Annotated in this window: 17 protein-coding genes; 3 read left to right on the top strand and 14 right to left on the bottom strand. The window is 59.8% G+C overall.

The annotated features are described in order from the left end of the window. Positions 1–92: 92 nt before the first annotated feature. The gene (locus tag NKJ35_RS07740; RefSeq protein WP_352646018.1) at positions 93–677 is read right to left on the bottom strand and encodes a glutathione binding-like protein; all 585 of its coding nucleotides are present in this window, start codon (positions 675–677) and stop codon (positions 93–95) included. A gap of 454 nt (positions 678–1,131) precedes the next feature. Here NKJ35_RS07740 and petA point away from each other — a divergent pair, with 454 nt between their 5' ends. From petA to NKJ35_RS07725, 3 genes are read left to right on the top strand one after another with little or no spacing between them, the layout of a single operon-like run. After that, positions 1,132–1,608 (top strand): ubiquinol-cytochrome c reductase iron-sulfur subunit, encoded by a 477-nt coding sequence (petA, locus tag NKJ35_RS07735; RefSeq protein WP_352646016.1) that lies wholly within the window; start codon positions 1,132–1,134, stop codon positions 1,606–1,608. Positions 1,609–1,623: 15 nt separating this feature from the next. Then, entirely contained in the window at positions 1,624–2,919 is a 1,296-nt protein-coding gene (locus NKJ35_RS07730; RefSeq protein WP_254818513.1) for a cytochrome b, read from the top strand. A 23-nt stretch (positions 2,920–2,942) separates the two neighbouring features. After that, positions 2,943–4,460 (top strand): mechanosensitive ion channel family protein, encoded by a 1,518-nt coding sequence (locus tag NKJ35_RS07725; protein ID WP_352646014.1) that lies wholly within the window; start codon positions 2,943–2,945, stop codon positions 4,458–4,460. Positions 4,461–4,737: 277 nt separating this feature from the next. On the opposite strand, the gene NKJ35_RS07720 is transcribed toward NKJ35_RS07725, so the two are convergent. From NKJ35_RS07720 to NKJ35_RS07660, 13 genes are all read right to left on the bottom strand, one after another. Beyond that, positions 4,738–5,169 (bottom strand): DUF1810 domain-containing protein, encoded by a 432-nt coding sequence (locus NKJ35_RS07720; protein WP_352646012.1) that lies wholly within the window; start codon positions 5,167–5,169, stop codon positions 4,738–4,740. 42 nt (positions 5,170–5,211) lie between these two features. After that, entirely contained in the window at positions 5,212–5,493 is a 282-nt protein-coding gene (locus NKJ35_RS07715; RefSeq protein ID WP_352646011.1) for a GNAT family N-acetyltransferase, read from the bottom strand. A gap of 54 nt (positions 5,494–5,547) precedes the next feature. Next, positions 5,548–6,282, bottom strand: coding sequence for a sensor histidine kinase (locus NKJ35_RS07710; protein ID WP_352646009.1), 735 nt, complete (start codon positions 6,280–6,282; stop codon positions 5,548–5,550). Between the two features lie 127 nt (positions 6,283–6,409). Next, positions 6,410–6,847 carry a CBS domain-containing protein gene (locus NKJ35_RS07705; protein ID WP_352455793.1) on the bottom strand — a complete coding sequence of 146 codons (438 nt, stop codon included), beginning with the start codon at positions 6,845–6,847 and terminating at the stop codon, positions 6,410–6,412. 137 nt (positions 6,848–6,984) lie between these two features. Continuing rightward, a complete protein-coding gene (locus tag NKJ35_RS07700; protein WP_254818507.1) occupies positions 6,985–7,506 on the bottom strand; it encodes a carboxymuconolactone decarboxylase family protein in 522 nt (173 codons plus the stop codon). Between the two features lie 261 nt (positions 7,507–7,767). After that, positions 7,768–8,415 carry an HD domain-containing protein gene (locus tag NKJ35_RS07695; RefSeq protein WP_352646007.1) on the bottom strand — a complete coding sequence of 216 codons (648 nt, stop codon included), beginning with the start codon at positions 8,413–8,415 and terminating at the stop codon, positions 7,768–7,770. Positions 8,416–8,466: 51 nt separating this feature from the next. Then, positions 8,467–8,868, bottom strand: coding sequence for a cupin domain-containing protein (locus NKJ35_RS07690; RefSeq protein WP_352646006.1), 402 nt, complete (start codon positions 8,866–8,868; stop codon positions 8,467–8,469). A 42-nt stretch (positions 8,869–8,910) separates the two neighbouring features. Then, complete coding sequence (locus NKJ35_RS07685) at positions 8,911–9,669, bottom strand: SDR family oxidoreductase (RefSeq protein WP_352646005.1); 759 nt, start codon at positions 9,667–9,669, stop codon at positions 8,911–8,913. 65 nt (positions 9,670–9,734) lie between these two features. Then, positions 9,735–10,526 carry an alpha/beta fold hydrolase gene (locus tag NKJ35_RS07680; RefSeq protein ID WP_352646003.1) on the bottom strand — a complete coding sequence of 264 codons (792 nt, stop codon included), beginning with the start codon at positions 10,524–10,526 and terminating at the stop codon, positions 9,735–9,737. Between the two features lie 456 nt (positions 10,527–10,982). Further along, positions 10,983–11,732 carry an SDR family NAD(P)-dependent oxidoreductase gene (locus NKJ35_RS07675; RefSeq protein ID WP_352646001.1) on the bottom strand — a complete coding sequence of 250 codons (750 nt, stop codon included), beginning with the start codon at positions 11,730–11,732 and terminating at the stop codon, positions 10,983–10,985. A gap of 515 nt (positions 11,733–12,247) precedes the next feature. Beyond that, on the bottom strand, positions 12,248–13,231 hold the full coding sequence (locus tag NKJ35_RS07670) for an alpha/beta fold hydrolase (RefSeq protein ID WP_502894240.1): 984 nt from the start codon (positions 13,229–13,231) through the stop codon (positions 12,248–12,250). Positions 13,232–13,797: 566 nt separating this feature from the next. Continuing rightward, entirely contained in the window at positions 13,798–14,481 is a 684-nt protein-coding gene (locus NKJ35_RS07665; protein ID WP_352476713.1) for a response regulator transcription factor, read from the bottom strand. Next, the gene (locus NKJ35_RS07660; protein WP_352476712.1) at positions 14,471–14,860 is read right to left on the bottom strand and encodes a response regulator; all 390 of its coding nucleotides are present in this window, start codon (positions 14,858–14,860) and stop codon (positions 14,471–14,473) included. The genes NKJ35_RS07665 and NKJ35_RS07660 overlap by 11 nt, the downstream gene beginning before the upstream one ends. Between the last annotated feature and the right edge of the window lie 2 nt (positions 14,861–14,862).

Raw genomic sequence — 14,862 nt, 5'->3', positions numbered from 1 at the left:
CCGCAGAAACGGCAGCATGAGAATGACTCCTGATCTTCTGTGGGGAGAGAGGGAAATGTTGCGTCTGATCTTATGCTCGGGCCACCCCGGCTTCAGACGAGGCCCTCACGATCCATTGCGATGCGCACAGCCGGTCGGGCAGCCATTCGGGCGCGAAGGGCTTGCAAAGGCGCGGGAACAGGGACGTGGAAGCGCGCCGCCCAAAGCAGCATTACGAAAAGATAAAAATCCGCGACGCTGGGTTTGTCGCCGAACAGATAGTCGGTCTTGAGCCCGTCTGCGAGGAACTCGAGTTGGCTCGTAATCGTCGCGCTCGCCTTGGCCTTTTCAGCATCGCTGCTTTGGTGCCACATCGGCTTGAAGCTTCGATGTATTTCAGTCGAGACATAGGTCAGCGCTTCGAGAACGCGCGTACGGCCCAAAGGCCCTTCCACTCCCAGTGCCGGGTACCGCGACGCGAGCCAATCGAGGACGGCGATGTTTTCCGTCAGCGTCTCGCCGCTATCCAGCACGAGGGCTGGAACATAGCCCTTGCGCGTCACGGTGGTGAAATCATCCCCGGACGCCGTCCGCTTGGTTTTGAGATTGACGGTTTCGCGCTCGAAGGATGCACCAGCCTCCTCCAGCGCGATGTGGTCGGCCAGGCTGCACGCGAGAGGGCTGTAGTAGAGTTTCACCGCTTTTCCCTTTTCTGAACCCGATTGAATCGCGCTGGTCGTCGCCGGGCGGAAAACCTGCCACGCGAGACAACCGCTCCAAGAACTCGCACCTGGCGGGGACGACGACTACGACACCGACAGCTAGACGTGCCTATGCCGAGGTATGGTCGGGCTGAAGTTTGGGATCGCCGTGCGCAATGCCGGGGCAAATCCCAGCTCAGTGGCCAACGGTTATTGGGAGGAATCCAGAACCTTCCATGATGGCATCATCGCCAGCCCGGCCAGTCCTTCGCTCAGGAAATCCTAAACGAAAGTATTGGACGCGCGCGCCGTTGGCACGATGGCTCACACCCGGCCACGGCCGGCATATTTCGGGCGATATGAGCAGACTGGAAAGGCGAAAGCCGTGGCCTGCTTTTGCTCGATTGCCACCAACTCGATGACGCAGCTTCCAGCAACAGGAGTCGCCACCATGGCCGACCTTTCCGAAACCTCCACAGCCGAGCACACATTGCGCGTCGAAGCGCCCGCCGCGATCGAGGTCGACGTCTCATCGCTGACGCCGGGAACGTCGCTGATCGTCGACTGGCATGGCAAGCCGGTGGTCGTACGCAACCGCTCCGAAAAAGAGAGGAAGGACGCCGAGGCGGTCAGTCTCGCCGAGCTCAAGGATCCAATCGCCCGCAATGCCAACCTGCCGGCCGATGCGCCGGCGACCGATGCCAATCGAACCACGCCGGGCAAGGAAGCCTGGGTAGTGATGATCCAGGTCTGCACCCATCTCGGCTGCATCCCGCGTGGTCAGGAAGGCGATTTCGGCGGCTGGTTCTGCTCCTGCCATGGTTCGCAATACGACACCGCCGGCCGCATCCGGAAGGGGCCGGCACCCGAGAACATGGCGGTACCGGTGTTTCAATTCGTTTCCGACACCACGATCCGTATCGGCTGAGGCAGGGGCATTTCGATGAGCGGCGACAAATACTCGACCTATACGCCCAAAACCAGAATCGAACGTTGGCTCGACGCCCGCCTGCCGTTGCCGCGGCTGGTCTATGACAGCTTCATCGTCTATCCCGTCCCGCGCAACCTGAACTACGCCTATACGTTCGGCGGCATTCTCACCATCATGCTGGTTTCACAGATCCTGACCGGCATCGTGCTGGCGATGCATTACGCTCCTGATACGGGGCTGGCCTTCAATTCGGTCGAGAAGATCATGCGCGACGTGAATTCGGGCTGGCTGCTGCGCTATCTCCATTCCAACGGCGCGTCGTTCTTCTTCATTGCCGTCTACATCCATATCTGCCGCGGGCTCTACTACGGCTCCTACAAGGCGCCGCGTGAGCTGCTGTGGGTGCTCGGTTGCACCAACCTCCTGCTGATGATGGCGACGGCCTTCATGGGCTACGTGCTGCCTTGGGGACAGATGTCGTTCTGGGGCGCTACTGTCATCACCAACTTCTTCACGGCCGTCCCACTGATCGGCGACTGGCTCCAGCAGCTTTTGCTCGGCGGCTTCGCGGTCGATAATCCGACGCTGAACCGCTTCTTTGCGCTGCATTACCTGCTGCCATTTGTGCTTGCGGGCGTGGTGACCTTGCATATCTGGGCGCTTCACGTCGTCGGCCAGAACAATCCGACCGGCATCGAGGTCAAATCGAAAACCGATGTCGTGGACTTCACGCCCTATGCCACCGTCAAAGATGCCTTCGGCATCCTCGTGTTCCTGTTCTTCTTCGCCTACTTCGTCTTCTACTTGCCGAACTATCTCGGCCATCCCGACAACAACAGCATCGCCAATCCGCTGAAGACGCCGGCCCACATCGTGCCGGAATGGTACTTCCTGCCGTTTTACGCGATCCTGCGGGCCATCACGTTCAATATCGGGCCGATCGATTCCAAGCTCGGCGGCGTGCTCGCGATGTTCGGCTCGATCGCGGTGCTGTTCCTTGTGCCGTGGCTCGACACCTCGAAAGTGCGCTCGGCGGTCTATCGCCCCTGGTACAGGGTGCTCTTCTGGCTGTTCGTTGCCAATGCCCTCTTTCTCGGCTGGCTCGGCTCCCGGCCGGCGGAAGGCGCATACGTCGTCATGTCCCAACTGGCGACGCTTTACTATTTCGCGTTCTTCATCATCGCCATGCCGGTGCTCGGGCTGATCGAAAAGCCGCGACGGCTGCCGAATTCGATCACCGAAGCAGTTCTCGAGAAAGACAAGGCCAGCGGCAGAGGCCCGATCGCCGGGCCGGAGACCAAACATTGAACTGGGCATCGCGGTGATCGTTCATGAACTGGTGGAACTCTCCTCTGGTCTACATCGTGTTGCTCGGCCTCGCCGGGATCGTCGTTTGGTCTCTCATCCCCAGACGCTTCGCCAATGCGAAGCTGGTCGTCCAACTTGGCTTTTTCCTCGCGATGTCGGCCATGGTTCTCCACCTGCGCGTCGTGCCATACGAGGCCCCAGGGGACGCCGAGACAACCGAAGGAGCGATCCTCATCGGCTCGGTCAAGCTGCTCTGGTGGGTTCACCTTGCCTGGGCGCTGATCGGATTTGTCCGTATCTATCTCGTCTTTGAGCGAAAGCCGCGCGAGGCACGTCTCCTGCAGGACGTCGTGGTCGGCATCGTCTATGCTGGAATGTTCCTGTCGATCCTGGCGTTCGTCTTTGCAGTGCCGGTCGGAACGCTCATTGCCACGTCGGGCGTGTTTGCCGTCATCCTGGGACTGGCGCTCCAGAATACGCTTGGTGACGTATTTTCGGGGATCGCGCTTAACCTCGGCCGCCCTTACGTGCTTGGAAACTGGATCATTCTGGGCGACGGAACCGAAGGCCGCGTTGTCGAGACCAACTGGCGGTCGACTCAACTCCTTACCCCGACCCACAATGTCGTCGCGCTGCCAAACAGCCTTCTCACCAAGATCGGGGTAACAAATTTAAGCGGTCCGGACGAGAGCCATGGACTTGCCGTCACCGTCAAGGTGGCGCCAACGAAGACGCCGGCGATCATCGTAGATCTCATGCGCACTGTCTTGCTGAGCTGCAATTCAATCCTCCAGGACCCTTCGCCTTCGGTTACCATCAGAAGCCTGGATGCCGCAGCTATCGAGATCGAGTTGTCGTTTCGCGTCGCAAGTATTGACCAGCGAAGTGCCGCTCGGAACGACATCTTTGATCTCATTTATCGTCATTCAAAGTCGACCGGCATGCTGCTGGCGCAGCCACTTTCGGGCTCGATTGCCATGACCAACCGGCCGAGCGACGAGACGGCAGCCTCGCAAGGCTTCACCCCGATCGAACTCATCAATTCCATACCGGTATTCTCGGCACTGACGGGTACCGAGCAGGAGTCGCTCGCCAAAGCGGCCTCGGTTCGCACCTACCATAAGGGCGAGATCATCGCACAACAGGGAGAGATGCTGCCGTCGCTCATGATCGTACGGACGGGAGTCATCGTGCGGCAAATTGGCGAGGACGAAGATCAACTGCAGGAGATCGGCCGGCTTGCACCTGGCGATTTCTTCGGCGAGACCGGATTGCTCGCCGGCATTGGCGAGATGTCGAGTTTGCGGGCAATGACCCCCGTCACGGTTTACGAGATAGACCAGGAAAGCTTTGCGCCGCTGCTGCACGACAGGCCCGACATGGCCGAAGATCTTGCCGCGATCCTGTCGATGAGGGTGTCGGCTTTTAATGAAAGCGGCATCGCCGGACAGCACCACGCGAGCTCCAAATTCGCGCTCCTCAAAGCCATTCAGACGGTCTTTCGCGCCGCTCCGTTCAAGCGCGTTCGAGCACCTGGCTGACAAGGCATGCAGAAGGACAGAGATCCATGACCATCCGCCAAAGCGATATCACAGGCATCGATCCAGCCGGCTATCCTTGATTTTGCGGACGGACTGAAGGTAGGGCGCGTATTGCCCTCCTCGAATCGCCTCATGATCGGGCCCTTCGTCCTGTTCGACCATTTCGGCACCGCTATATTCGACACAGGTCACGGTTTCGAAATGGCACCGCATGAGAAGGCAGCGGATGGTGACCTCTGCGCCGCGACGGCTTTACGCCGCTGGCACGAGCAGACCACTACGACATCAAGTAGAGATCGTTCATCGTTTCCTCGTCGAGCAAACCGTCGAACCAGACGTCGAAGATTGTCTCGAGCAGGAACTCCTCGTTGCTTGCTTCGGAAAACAGCGTGAGGGACGCGTGCAACTTCTTCGCATCAACCTCACCGAAGACAGCGCGAGCGCTCAGGCCGGAGAGCCGTTGCAGGGTGCCAACGCATTCCCGATAACGGCCTCCGAGGATCGGAAATGAGAGATAGGCGCTGGCTTCGTCGAGCGATGTTATTGCATATGGCTCAGGCGCTGCACCACTTCGCCTTGTGGCCAACCTTGGGAAAATGAACTCCATGTAGGGAGTGCACATCATCCCTCGACGTAGAATGGCCAGCGCGTCGTCGTAGACCGGATCCTGTGCGCTGACGAACCTCTGCAGATCATACTCGTCAGGCATTTGGATAGATCCTTGGGGAACCCTCAACACTCGTGCCCATGACTAGCCGCCGACGACATCTGCATAGTCCGGGTGCTTGGCGAAAAAGCGGCTCATGAAGGGACATTTCAAGATCGCTTTACGGCCGGTTTTGCGGAGCAGTTCGAAGGTCCCTTGGGCCAATTGCGACGCGATCCCTTGTCCGGAAAATTCCGACGGGACTTCGGTGTGTATCAGCGCAACCTTCCCGCCCTCGAACCGATAATAGGCCGCCGCAAACATATCGCCGGCGATCGGCAGCTCGAAACGGTGCTGTTGGACGTTTTCGACGACTTCTGCATCCATCTTTATCTCTCGATTGTATGTCACGTTTGTCACCGGAGGCAGATTGGCGGGCCGCTATCGCATCGCAGGCAACCGCAGAGTGACGGTCGTGCCTGCTCCAAGTGTGCTCTGAATATCGATGCTTCCGCCTGATTGCTCGGCAAAGTGCTTCACCATCGGCAAACCGACGCCGCCGAGGCCTTCGCTTTTGGTGGTGAAGAACGGATCGAAGGCGCAGACCATCGTCTCGCTGGTCATCCCGATACCGTTGTCCGCGACACGGATATCTACCTGACTGGCGGCGGAGGTTTCAGAGGCTAAGGCGGCATCGATCGAGATGAAACCGCCGTCAGGCATTGCATCGCGTGCGTTGAACAGAAGATTCAGAACGGCATTTTGCAACCCAAAGCGATCGCATCGCACCAAAGGCAGGTCGGACCCGACCCGAAGCTCAAGACCGAAATTGGCATCCAAGGCGCTCCGTACGAGGGTTTCGATCTCAGTCAGGCAAGCACCTACGTTTGTGTATGCGATTTCAGCGTGGCTCTCTCGGGCCAGGCTGATGGTTCGCCGGACAAGGCCCCCGGCCCGTTCCAAAGCCGTTTTGGCGCCGGCTATTATAGGCCCGAGCGCCGGAGCCGCTTGGATGTTCGGATCGCGGGCCAGGTGGTTCAACGCCGACGAGGCGACCTGAATGAGATTGCCCAGGTCATGGACGATGCCGGTCGTCGACATTTGCACGGACATACCACTTCCAGGGCCATCCGGCGGGCCGTCGAAGACATCTTCTTTTATGTCCGGACGAAACATTTCATTCCCCGCTGGCCAAGTCGTCACCTATTTGCTTCAATACGCTATAATTTGCGACCTTTATTTTCTACTATATCTAAGAAGACGCCGATGCATACTTCCGTATATTCAATCGCGAGACCATGCTCTATTGGTAGCCGATCCCGCTGATGTAGTTGGCAAGCAGCCGTTCCTGCAGTTCCTCTTGTTTAAAGAGCGCCTTCATCGCATCACGGATATCTAGGACGCCTAGCGGTTTCGAGTCAGCCCCGAGCACCGGCACATTCTGCAGGCCTTGCGCGGCCATGGTCTGCCAGACTGAATGAAGATCATCATCGGGACCACAGGACACGATGGACCGGCTCATCAATGCCGCAATCGGCGCTTCTGTTGGCCCTGAATTGGCCAGATGGCGGACAAGGTCGGACTTGCTCAGCACGCCTGCCGCCTCCCCACTGCCGTGGCACACCACGACCAGGCCTATTGCGGGCCTGGAAAGTGAGAGTGCCGCACTGCGGAGTGGAGCGTCGACATCGACCACCATAAGACGGGCCGATATTACTGGATGCAGACTGTCAATGCGCATGACGCCCTCCTGAGAGCGCCTCGCGGCCGCGGCCGGGAGGCTGAGATCGGTTCCAGTGTTGGTCGCCGAGCTCGGCGACTTTGCCCGGCCGCTCAGAATGGCTCACAAACAAGCGCCATTCTGACCCATTCCAAAGATTAGCTCAGTGCTGCTTTGCTCAGGCCAAACTTCGCATCGCCTGAGCCCGGGACGGGTTTGAAGCCGATGTTCAGACGGTTCCAAGAGTTGACCGCCATGACAACGAAGGTCAGATCGGAGATTTCCTTCTCGGAAAGCTGCGACCTGACCCGATCGTAGATCTCGTCCGGGACACCCTGCTCGGGCAACTTCGTCAAGACTTCCGTCCATGCCAAGGCTGCACGCTCGCGAGGAACGAACAAGGTCGAATCCCGCCAGGCTGCCAGGTGGTAAAGGCGCAGTTCGCGCTCGCCATGAATCTTTGCCTGTTTGACGTGCATATCGAGGCAGAAGGTGCACCCGTTCAGCTGCGCGGCTCGGACGGCAACAAGATCCCGGATTGGCTCTTCGATCGACCCCTCTCGCGTCGCACCAAGAAATTCAATAAATTTCTTCAGAAGTTCGGGCGACTGCTCAGCATAACTCGCGCGTTGGGCGGCGGCTTTTCCTTTCGGAGCGACCGGTGACGCTGCAATATTCATTACTTTATCTCCTTGAGGTGTTTGCAATCCATTGCAGCGTAAGGATGACCGGCGAGCCAAATTGTTGCTATCGTGCCCGATGATATGTATTGCCATTCAATAGGTCGGCGCGCCTAAACCGAAGTATAGGAAGCGGTGGAACGCTGCCCTCGGCAATTCGCTTTGCCGCAGGCATGCGACAGGCGCACAGCGTTTTGGGTCATATGAAGGGGTCGGCTGAGCTGGCCGGCGTCGATCGGGAGACCTGGATCGAAACTGCGTTCACTCTTCGAAGGGAGCGTTCATCACAAGATCAACTGCTGAAGTCGCCTTGTAGCCTGAAACAAAGCGCTCGCCGAAGTCCCGGGCAAAGTTGTCGTAGGTGGTTTCGGGCCTGATCTCGGCGATATGGCAAAAGCATCGCGTCATCCGCCGCTTCATCCCGAGGCGCGGAAACTCACCGATGATGTTTGCAATCTCGGCTGACGAAATGAGGCTGTATTGCAAGCCGACGACATCGAGACAGATGCCGGCTGTGCAAAGCGCCACCTCAGCCTCCTTGTAGAGGCCGATCGACGGCGTCGAATTGAGGGCGACGCTGTCCCAGATCAATTGGGCGCGCCGCTCGTCGAAGCCACCTTCCCGAACGAAGGTGCGGGCAAGATCGGCGCCTTCCACTTCGAAACGGCGCGGCCCGGCGAAGTCCTCATTGAGCGTGATGTCATGCAACAGGGTTGCAACGGCAACAACCTCCGCGTCGTGCTGGATATTCTGCATCTGTCCGATCCGGGCCGCGAAAAGCCAGGATCGGACCACGTGGTTGAACAGGTAGGGTTCACATCGCTGGCGGGCATGTTCGATCGCTCGGCCAACAAGCGGTGTATCGGGGACCAAAATCCCCGCAAGTGTGCGGCTGGCGATCGAATTCATGTCACTGACCGTCCTTTCGCATACGCCCCGATGGTCCCAGGGGCTACGATTTCATTTCGCGTTCGTCGTCAGTTCCGTCTCGCTGGTGTCGACGACGAAAATAGCAAGCAGGCGAGCGCCTTCCGTCTTGCTGGCGTTTTCGCTGACGGCATGACGGTCGCCCGGGAATTCCGAGAAACTCTCGCCGGCGCGATAAGTCTTCACCGGCCCATCGTTGACCTGGCTTCGGATCGCCCCCTCCAGAACCGTGGCATAGATGAACGCAGATTTGGGATGGGTATGGGCCGGCGACGTACCCCCCGGCGCGTACTCGACGAGCACGGCCTTCATGCTCTTGCCGGGCACGTTTGGAAGGGCCTGGTCGTAGACAAGCTTCACGCTGGCGGCGTCATTGGCCATTGCTGCGGTGACGGAAGCGGCGGTGAGCGCGGCGCAGAGAAGTGTTCTGATCATATCTGGTCTCCTTGTTGTGAGAATGGCCTATCCGATGATTGCTTATTTCGGTGGCGTGTATCGGCTGAGCCAATCATCGAAACGCACGGCGCCGATGCGCGCATTCTCGCCGGGCACCAGCGTTCGATCGTCGATTGCCACTTGGCCGTAGTAGAGCGCACCGGGATCCGGGACGACTTTGCGCGGGTCGTTGGTGGCCTTCAGGAAGCGCTCGACAAGTTCGCTCATGCGAACACGCTCCGGGCCGGCAATTTCGATCATGCCGTTCAACGGCGCGGCAAGCGCGACGTCCGCCATCGCATCGGCAACATTATCAGCCGCCATGGGTTGGAAGTAGGCCGGCGACATATGAATGGTATCTCCGACGGCGCCCGTGTTTGCGATGGCGGCGGTGAATTCGAAGAACTGAGTGGCGTGAACGATGGTGTAGGGAATTCCGGACTCCCTGATCAGCTTTTCCTGAAGCAACTTGCCGCGGAAATAGCCCATGCCCTGCAGCCGGTCGGTACCGACGACCGACAGCGCCACGTGATGACGGACGCCGGCGGCCGTTTCGGCGGCAAAAAGATTACGCCCGGATGCCCCGAAGAACTGCAGGGCAGCCTTTTCCTCGAACGACGGCGAGTTCGCCAGGTCGACGACGACCTGCGCACCGGCAAGCGCGGCCGCCAGACCCTCTCCCGTAACGGTGTTGACGCCCGAATTCGGCGACGCCGCAAGCACGTCGTGTCCTTTATTTCGCAGCCTCTCCACGGTCTTTGAACCGATCAGCCCTGTTCCGCCGATGACGACGATCTTCATGTCTAGTCTCCTGGTGTTGCGTGTTTGTTTTCGTTGCTCGATCGGATGCAGGCGCTTCCAGCCTGCTACTGCCTGACCGATGCAGCAGCATGCTCGATGAGTGACGTGACCTCGTCGGGATGCGAAACCATGAGCGCATGGGACGCACCCTCGATGACGACGGTCTTTACCGCGTGCGCACGCTTGGCCATGAAGCTCATGACGGCTGCCGGGATGTTGCGGTCATCCGAGCCGTAGATCATGTAGGACGGCAGCGTCTTCCATGAGGCGACGCCCGAGGTTTCAGCCAGAGCCGCCTGAGCAACGGGACGTTGAGTGGCAGCCATCAGCAAAGTCTGCTCTTGCGGAACGTCGGCGGCGAACTGGGCGCGGAACTTGGCCGGCTCGATGAAGAGGTCTTGCCCGCCGTCCGGCAACGCTACCGGAGCAAGCGCGCTCCCCAAGGTGCTGCCGGGAAACATGCTGGACAACGTAAGGCTCGATTCGCCGGTATCCGGCGCGAAACCCGCCACGTAGACCAACGCCTTTACATTGGGATTGCCATTGGCGGCCTCGGTGATGACAGGCCCGCCGTAGGAATGCCCCACCAGCACGACCGGCCCGGAAACCGACCGGACGATGGCTGAGACTGCTTTCGCATCGCTGGCAACGCCGCGGAGCGGATTAGCTGCGGCTATCGCTACATAACCGTCTTTGCTGAGCTTGGTGATGACTGCGTCCCAGCTCGACGATTCCGCGAAGGCGCCGTGCACCAGTACGATCGTCGGCTTGGGCTGAGAATTGGCGGCCTGAGCCATCCCGCCGCTCGACGCGGCCAGCGCTGCGGTAAGCGCCAGGGCTCGAGTTATGTTTCGCATTTGCTTTCTCCCGTGTGGCCTGTGGTGACCAATGCTCAGGAGAATGCGCCGACGCAGCCCGCCAACCTATTGTGCGGAAGGGTCTGTCATACAATGCCAAGGTGCAGGGTAGGTCACCGGGGAGATCAGGTGCCCTGCAGCATAATTGAGGTATCTATGCCGGGTGTGCTTGTCGGCAGACGCCGGAACAGACACTGAGGGCGCGCGGCCGGAGCGCTGTGTTTGCAAGACGCCGCTGCCGCCGTGGCGAGACCTGGCGAGCCGACTTCTCTTGCGCGTCGATCCCTGCAATGTGACTTGCTATTTACGTGGCTCAATTTGCGCCACGTCGACAAACGTGTCGCCTCCGACCTATTTGGCGCGACTCGTGCGGCAGCTTCCAAAAAATTTTCGTGAGGAAGACCGATTGCTCAGCCGATAACCGGCGGTCTATTGGCGCGATCTCGCAGTTATGGCTCAGAGCACTGCCATCCCGCCATCCACCCGCAGATTGATGCCCGTGACGAAACTGCTCGCGTCCGAGGCAAGGAACAGGGCGGCTTTTGCCAGCTCGTCCGGCTGCCCCATCCGGCCCAGGGGTATTGCCTCCGCCATCGCCTTTTCAAACAGCCCGCGCTGCTCAAACGGTATGCCTAGCTTATCGAGAATAGCCGTATCCACCGGACCTGGGCTGAGCACGTTGACCCGGATGCCGCGAGACTTCAGTTCGATCGCCCAAGCGCGCGCAAAGGCATTTATGGCCGCCTTCGAGCCCGCGTATACAGCATGACCGTCCAGAACCTTCTCGCTGGCGAGCGAGCCTGTGAGGATGATTGCGCCGCCGTTCCGCATGATCGGAATCAGCTTCTGGACGCCGAAGAAGACGCCTCGCGTGTTAACGGCAAATTGCGCATCATATTCTGCCTCGGAGACGTCGGCCGAGTGCGTGATGGTGTTTATGCCGGCGTTCGCCATATAGATGTCGAGCGCCCCGAACCTCTGGCGGATCTGCTGCACTACCTCGTCATGGTGCGACACGTCGGCCACATTTCCCTGAATGCCCAGCGCGCCTGGCCCGATCTGTGCGACCGCTTCCTCGACCGCCTGCCGCCGGCGGCCGGTAATGACGACTTGCGCGCCCTCGGCGGCAAAGATTTTTGCAGCCGATAGTCCGATTCCGCTGTTTCCGCCGGTGACCACCGCGATCTTGCCTGAGAGTGCGCCCATGTCGTTCCTGCCTTCGAAAAATTGTGCCGGTGCTGCTGCGATGGTCGCAACTGCTGGCCAAGAAAATTTCACGCCGAATTGAGACCGCCAAAATGAGCGGCAATCGCAAACGGCTACCGATTGATAAACTCCCGGCGATTAGCCAGTTTGACGTCCTCGAGAGCGCTTTGGCCTTCAAGGCGCGGCGGCGACCCCCGACAGCGCGACGTAGTGTCGAACGCCAGCGATCGCCTCCGCGCTGCACAGGCGCAGTTGCCCGAATGGCAGCCCTGTCGCAGCATATGTTTGCCGCCTTTGCCAGCGCTCTAACTCGATGGCGCAGTGGTTCGGTTCCACAATCCGGGACATGAGCCGACAGAACCGGCATTCAGGCCACCGCTCGGCTATGCGAGCGCACAAGGTTTGACCTGGCGCGCCACCTGAAATGCTGTTCAGGGCGCGCGAAATATTGCCAAAGGTGGTCATCGGCGGCTCCAAGGAAGTGCGGACAACATGCGGTCGTGTCTGAGGGCGTACTATCCTTTGATGAAGGCGAGCAGGTCAGCATTGACCTGATCCTGGTGCGTGGCCGTGATCCCGTGGGGCGCGCCGGGGTAGTAGATATCCTTTGCGCCTTTGATCAGTCGGGCCGACTTGACTGCCGAGTCCTTGACGGGGACGATCTGGTCGTCCTCGCCATGCAGGACCAGGGTTGGTACGTCGAACTTTTTGAGGTCCTCGGTAAAATCGGTCTCGGAGAACGCCTTGACGCTTTCGTAGGCGTTGACGAGACCCGCCTGCATGCTCCAGAGCCAGAACTGATCCAGAGTCCCCTGGGAAACCTTAGCGCCCGGCCTGTTCGCGCCATAAAACAACGGTGCGAGGTCCCGGTAGTACTGCGAACGATCCTTGACGAGGCCAGCCCTTATGCCGTCGAATACCTCGATCGGCAGGCCTTCCGGATTGGCCGGCGTCTTCACCATGATCGGCGGAACAGCGGCGATAAGAACAGCCTTGGCCACCCGCTTCGTCCCGTGCCGTCCGATATAGCGAGCAACCTCGCCTCCTCCGGTGGAATGGCCGACCAGCGTGGCGTCCCGGAGATCCAGCGCCTCGATCACGGCTGCAAGATCGTCCGCATAGCCGTTCATGTCGTTGCCGGACGTCGCCTGGCTCGATCGGCCGTGGCCGCGCCGGTCATGCGCAACGACGCGAAAGCCGTTATGGGCAAGAAAGAGCATCTGGCCGTCCCAGGCGTCGGAATTCAGCGGCCAGCCGTGCGAAAATGTGACGACAGGACCCTTGCCCCAATCCTTGTAGTAGATTTCGGTGCCGTCCTTGGTCGTGATGGTGCTCATCGTCTTGGTTCCTTTGATGGAGGGGGAAGAGGAAAGCTTTTGTTTTCGGCTCGCGGCCGAAGCAGCGCGGGGCAGTCCGGCGGCTACCGTAGAGATCAGGCCTGCCAACAAGACATCGCGGCGAGATCCGCCGACGGAGAAAAGTCCGTCTTTGTTCATCATGTCCATCCATGTGCTTTGAAATCCTGCTCACCATCACGACCGTCGAGTCGGCCTGTGCGGTCGCGTTCGGGGAGGAGCGAGCGAGGAGCGGTAGAAACGCGACGGTCGTGATGGCTTGCGAGGAACAGGATGCACCGATCCGGGCCGCGAACCTATTCTACCGAAGCATCTGTCATACGATGCCAAGGTGCAGGGCAGGCACGCCGAGGATAGGGGCGGGCCAAGGCAAGCTCTTATAGACACACGTCAATTTAGGCTTGGGTAGCGGCGCGGGGACCGACGCGGCATGGCCGGCGTCAGTTGTTGTTGCATGGAATGTTGCGAGTTTGTGGGTCAGGCTGGGGCCGCCAAGGAGCGCCGCTCAATGGTAACCGATGTTGGCGCGGGCCTTGCCGCGAAACACCCAACAGGACACCGATATACATCAGGATCACCCGCATCAGCATGAGCGTACCGACAGCAGGAAGGCCTGGGCGCGCAGAGGAAGCAATTTCCCGCAGCCTGAAGCAGCCGGGCGCGCCGGGCGATCCTATTGGATGGGGCATGGATCGGCTTGTGCCAAATTCCTAGGCCTGGCGCATCGGCGCGGGCAGCGTTTCCCATGTCCTGATCAGCTCACCGATGGAAGCGGCTTCCATCTTGCGCATGACATTGCCGCGATGCAGCTTGACCGTCACTTCGCTGATGCCGAGGTCGAAGGCGATCTGCTTGTTGAGGCGTCCGCGCGCCACTTCTCGCAGAACCTCGCGCTCGCGCGGCGTCAGCGTCTCGACCCGCTCTACATTGCGCTTGACGATCACCGCATCCGCCCGCCGCTTGGCGTCCACCGCAATGCCCGTGATCACCGCGTCAAGCAGCGTCTGATCCCGCACCGGCTTGGTGAGAAAGTCCACGGCACCGGCCTTCATCGCTTGGACAGTCATCGGGATGTCGCCATGCCCGGTCAGGAAGATGATGGGTTTGGGGTTGCCGTTTTTCGCGAGATGGTGCTGCAGATCGAGACCGCTCGTCCCTGGCATGCGCACGTCGAGGATCAAGCAGCCGGGACTTTCCAACACATCGGCGTCAAGCAATTCGCGGGTCGAGGTAAAGCTGACCGGCAGGAAACCCGCCGACAGGATCAATTCCGACAGCGCCTCCCGAACAGAGGCATCATCATCAACAATAATGACCAGCGGCTGCTCGGCTTCAGCCCTCCGCTGCTGTGATGACGGCGTCGATCTCCGTAATGTCAATTGGTCAACTGTCATGTTTAGGCTCCGTTTTGGGGTTGCGTAAAGCATCGCCGATCGCCGCAAGCAGGGCCTGGCCATCGAAGGGCTTGCAGAAAAGCCCGCCAATGCCCTTGGCGCGGTGCTGATCCACTATCTCGTGGCGACCGGTGATCAGGAACACAGGCAGGTCCGGATGCGCCTTCTTGACCAGGTCACGAAGTTCAAAGCCGTCCATGCCGGGCATCCCGATGTCGGTGATGAGCATGTCCAATCCAGACAGGCCGCTGACCAGCAATGCCCCCGGCGACGAGAAGCTGCGGGCCACATAGCCGGCGGACTCCAAGAGGTCCTCCAGCGACTCGAGCAGTCTTGGGTCATCGTCGACAATCGCAACGACAGGCCTCCGCTTGCTCACCC

The organism is Mesorhizobium sp. M0136 (assembly GCF_040322515.1).
In the GTDB taxonomy this organism is placed as follows: domain Bacteria; phylum Pseudomonadota; class Alphaproteobacteria; order Rhizobiales; family Rhizobiaceae; genus Mesorhizobium.
Note: the sequence above shows the minus strand (reverse complement) of the source record. Positions and strands in the feature narration are given on the sequence as shown.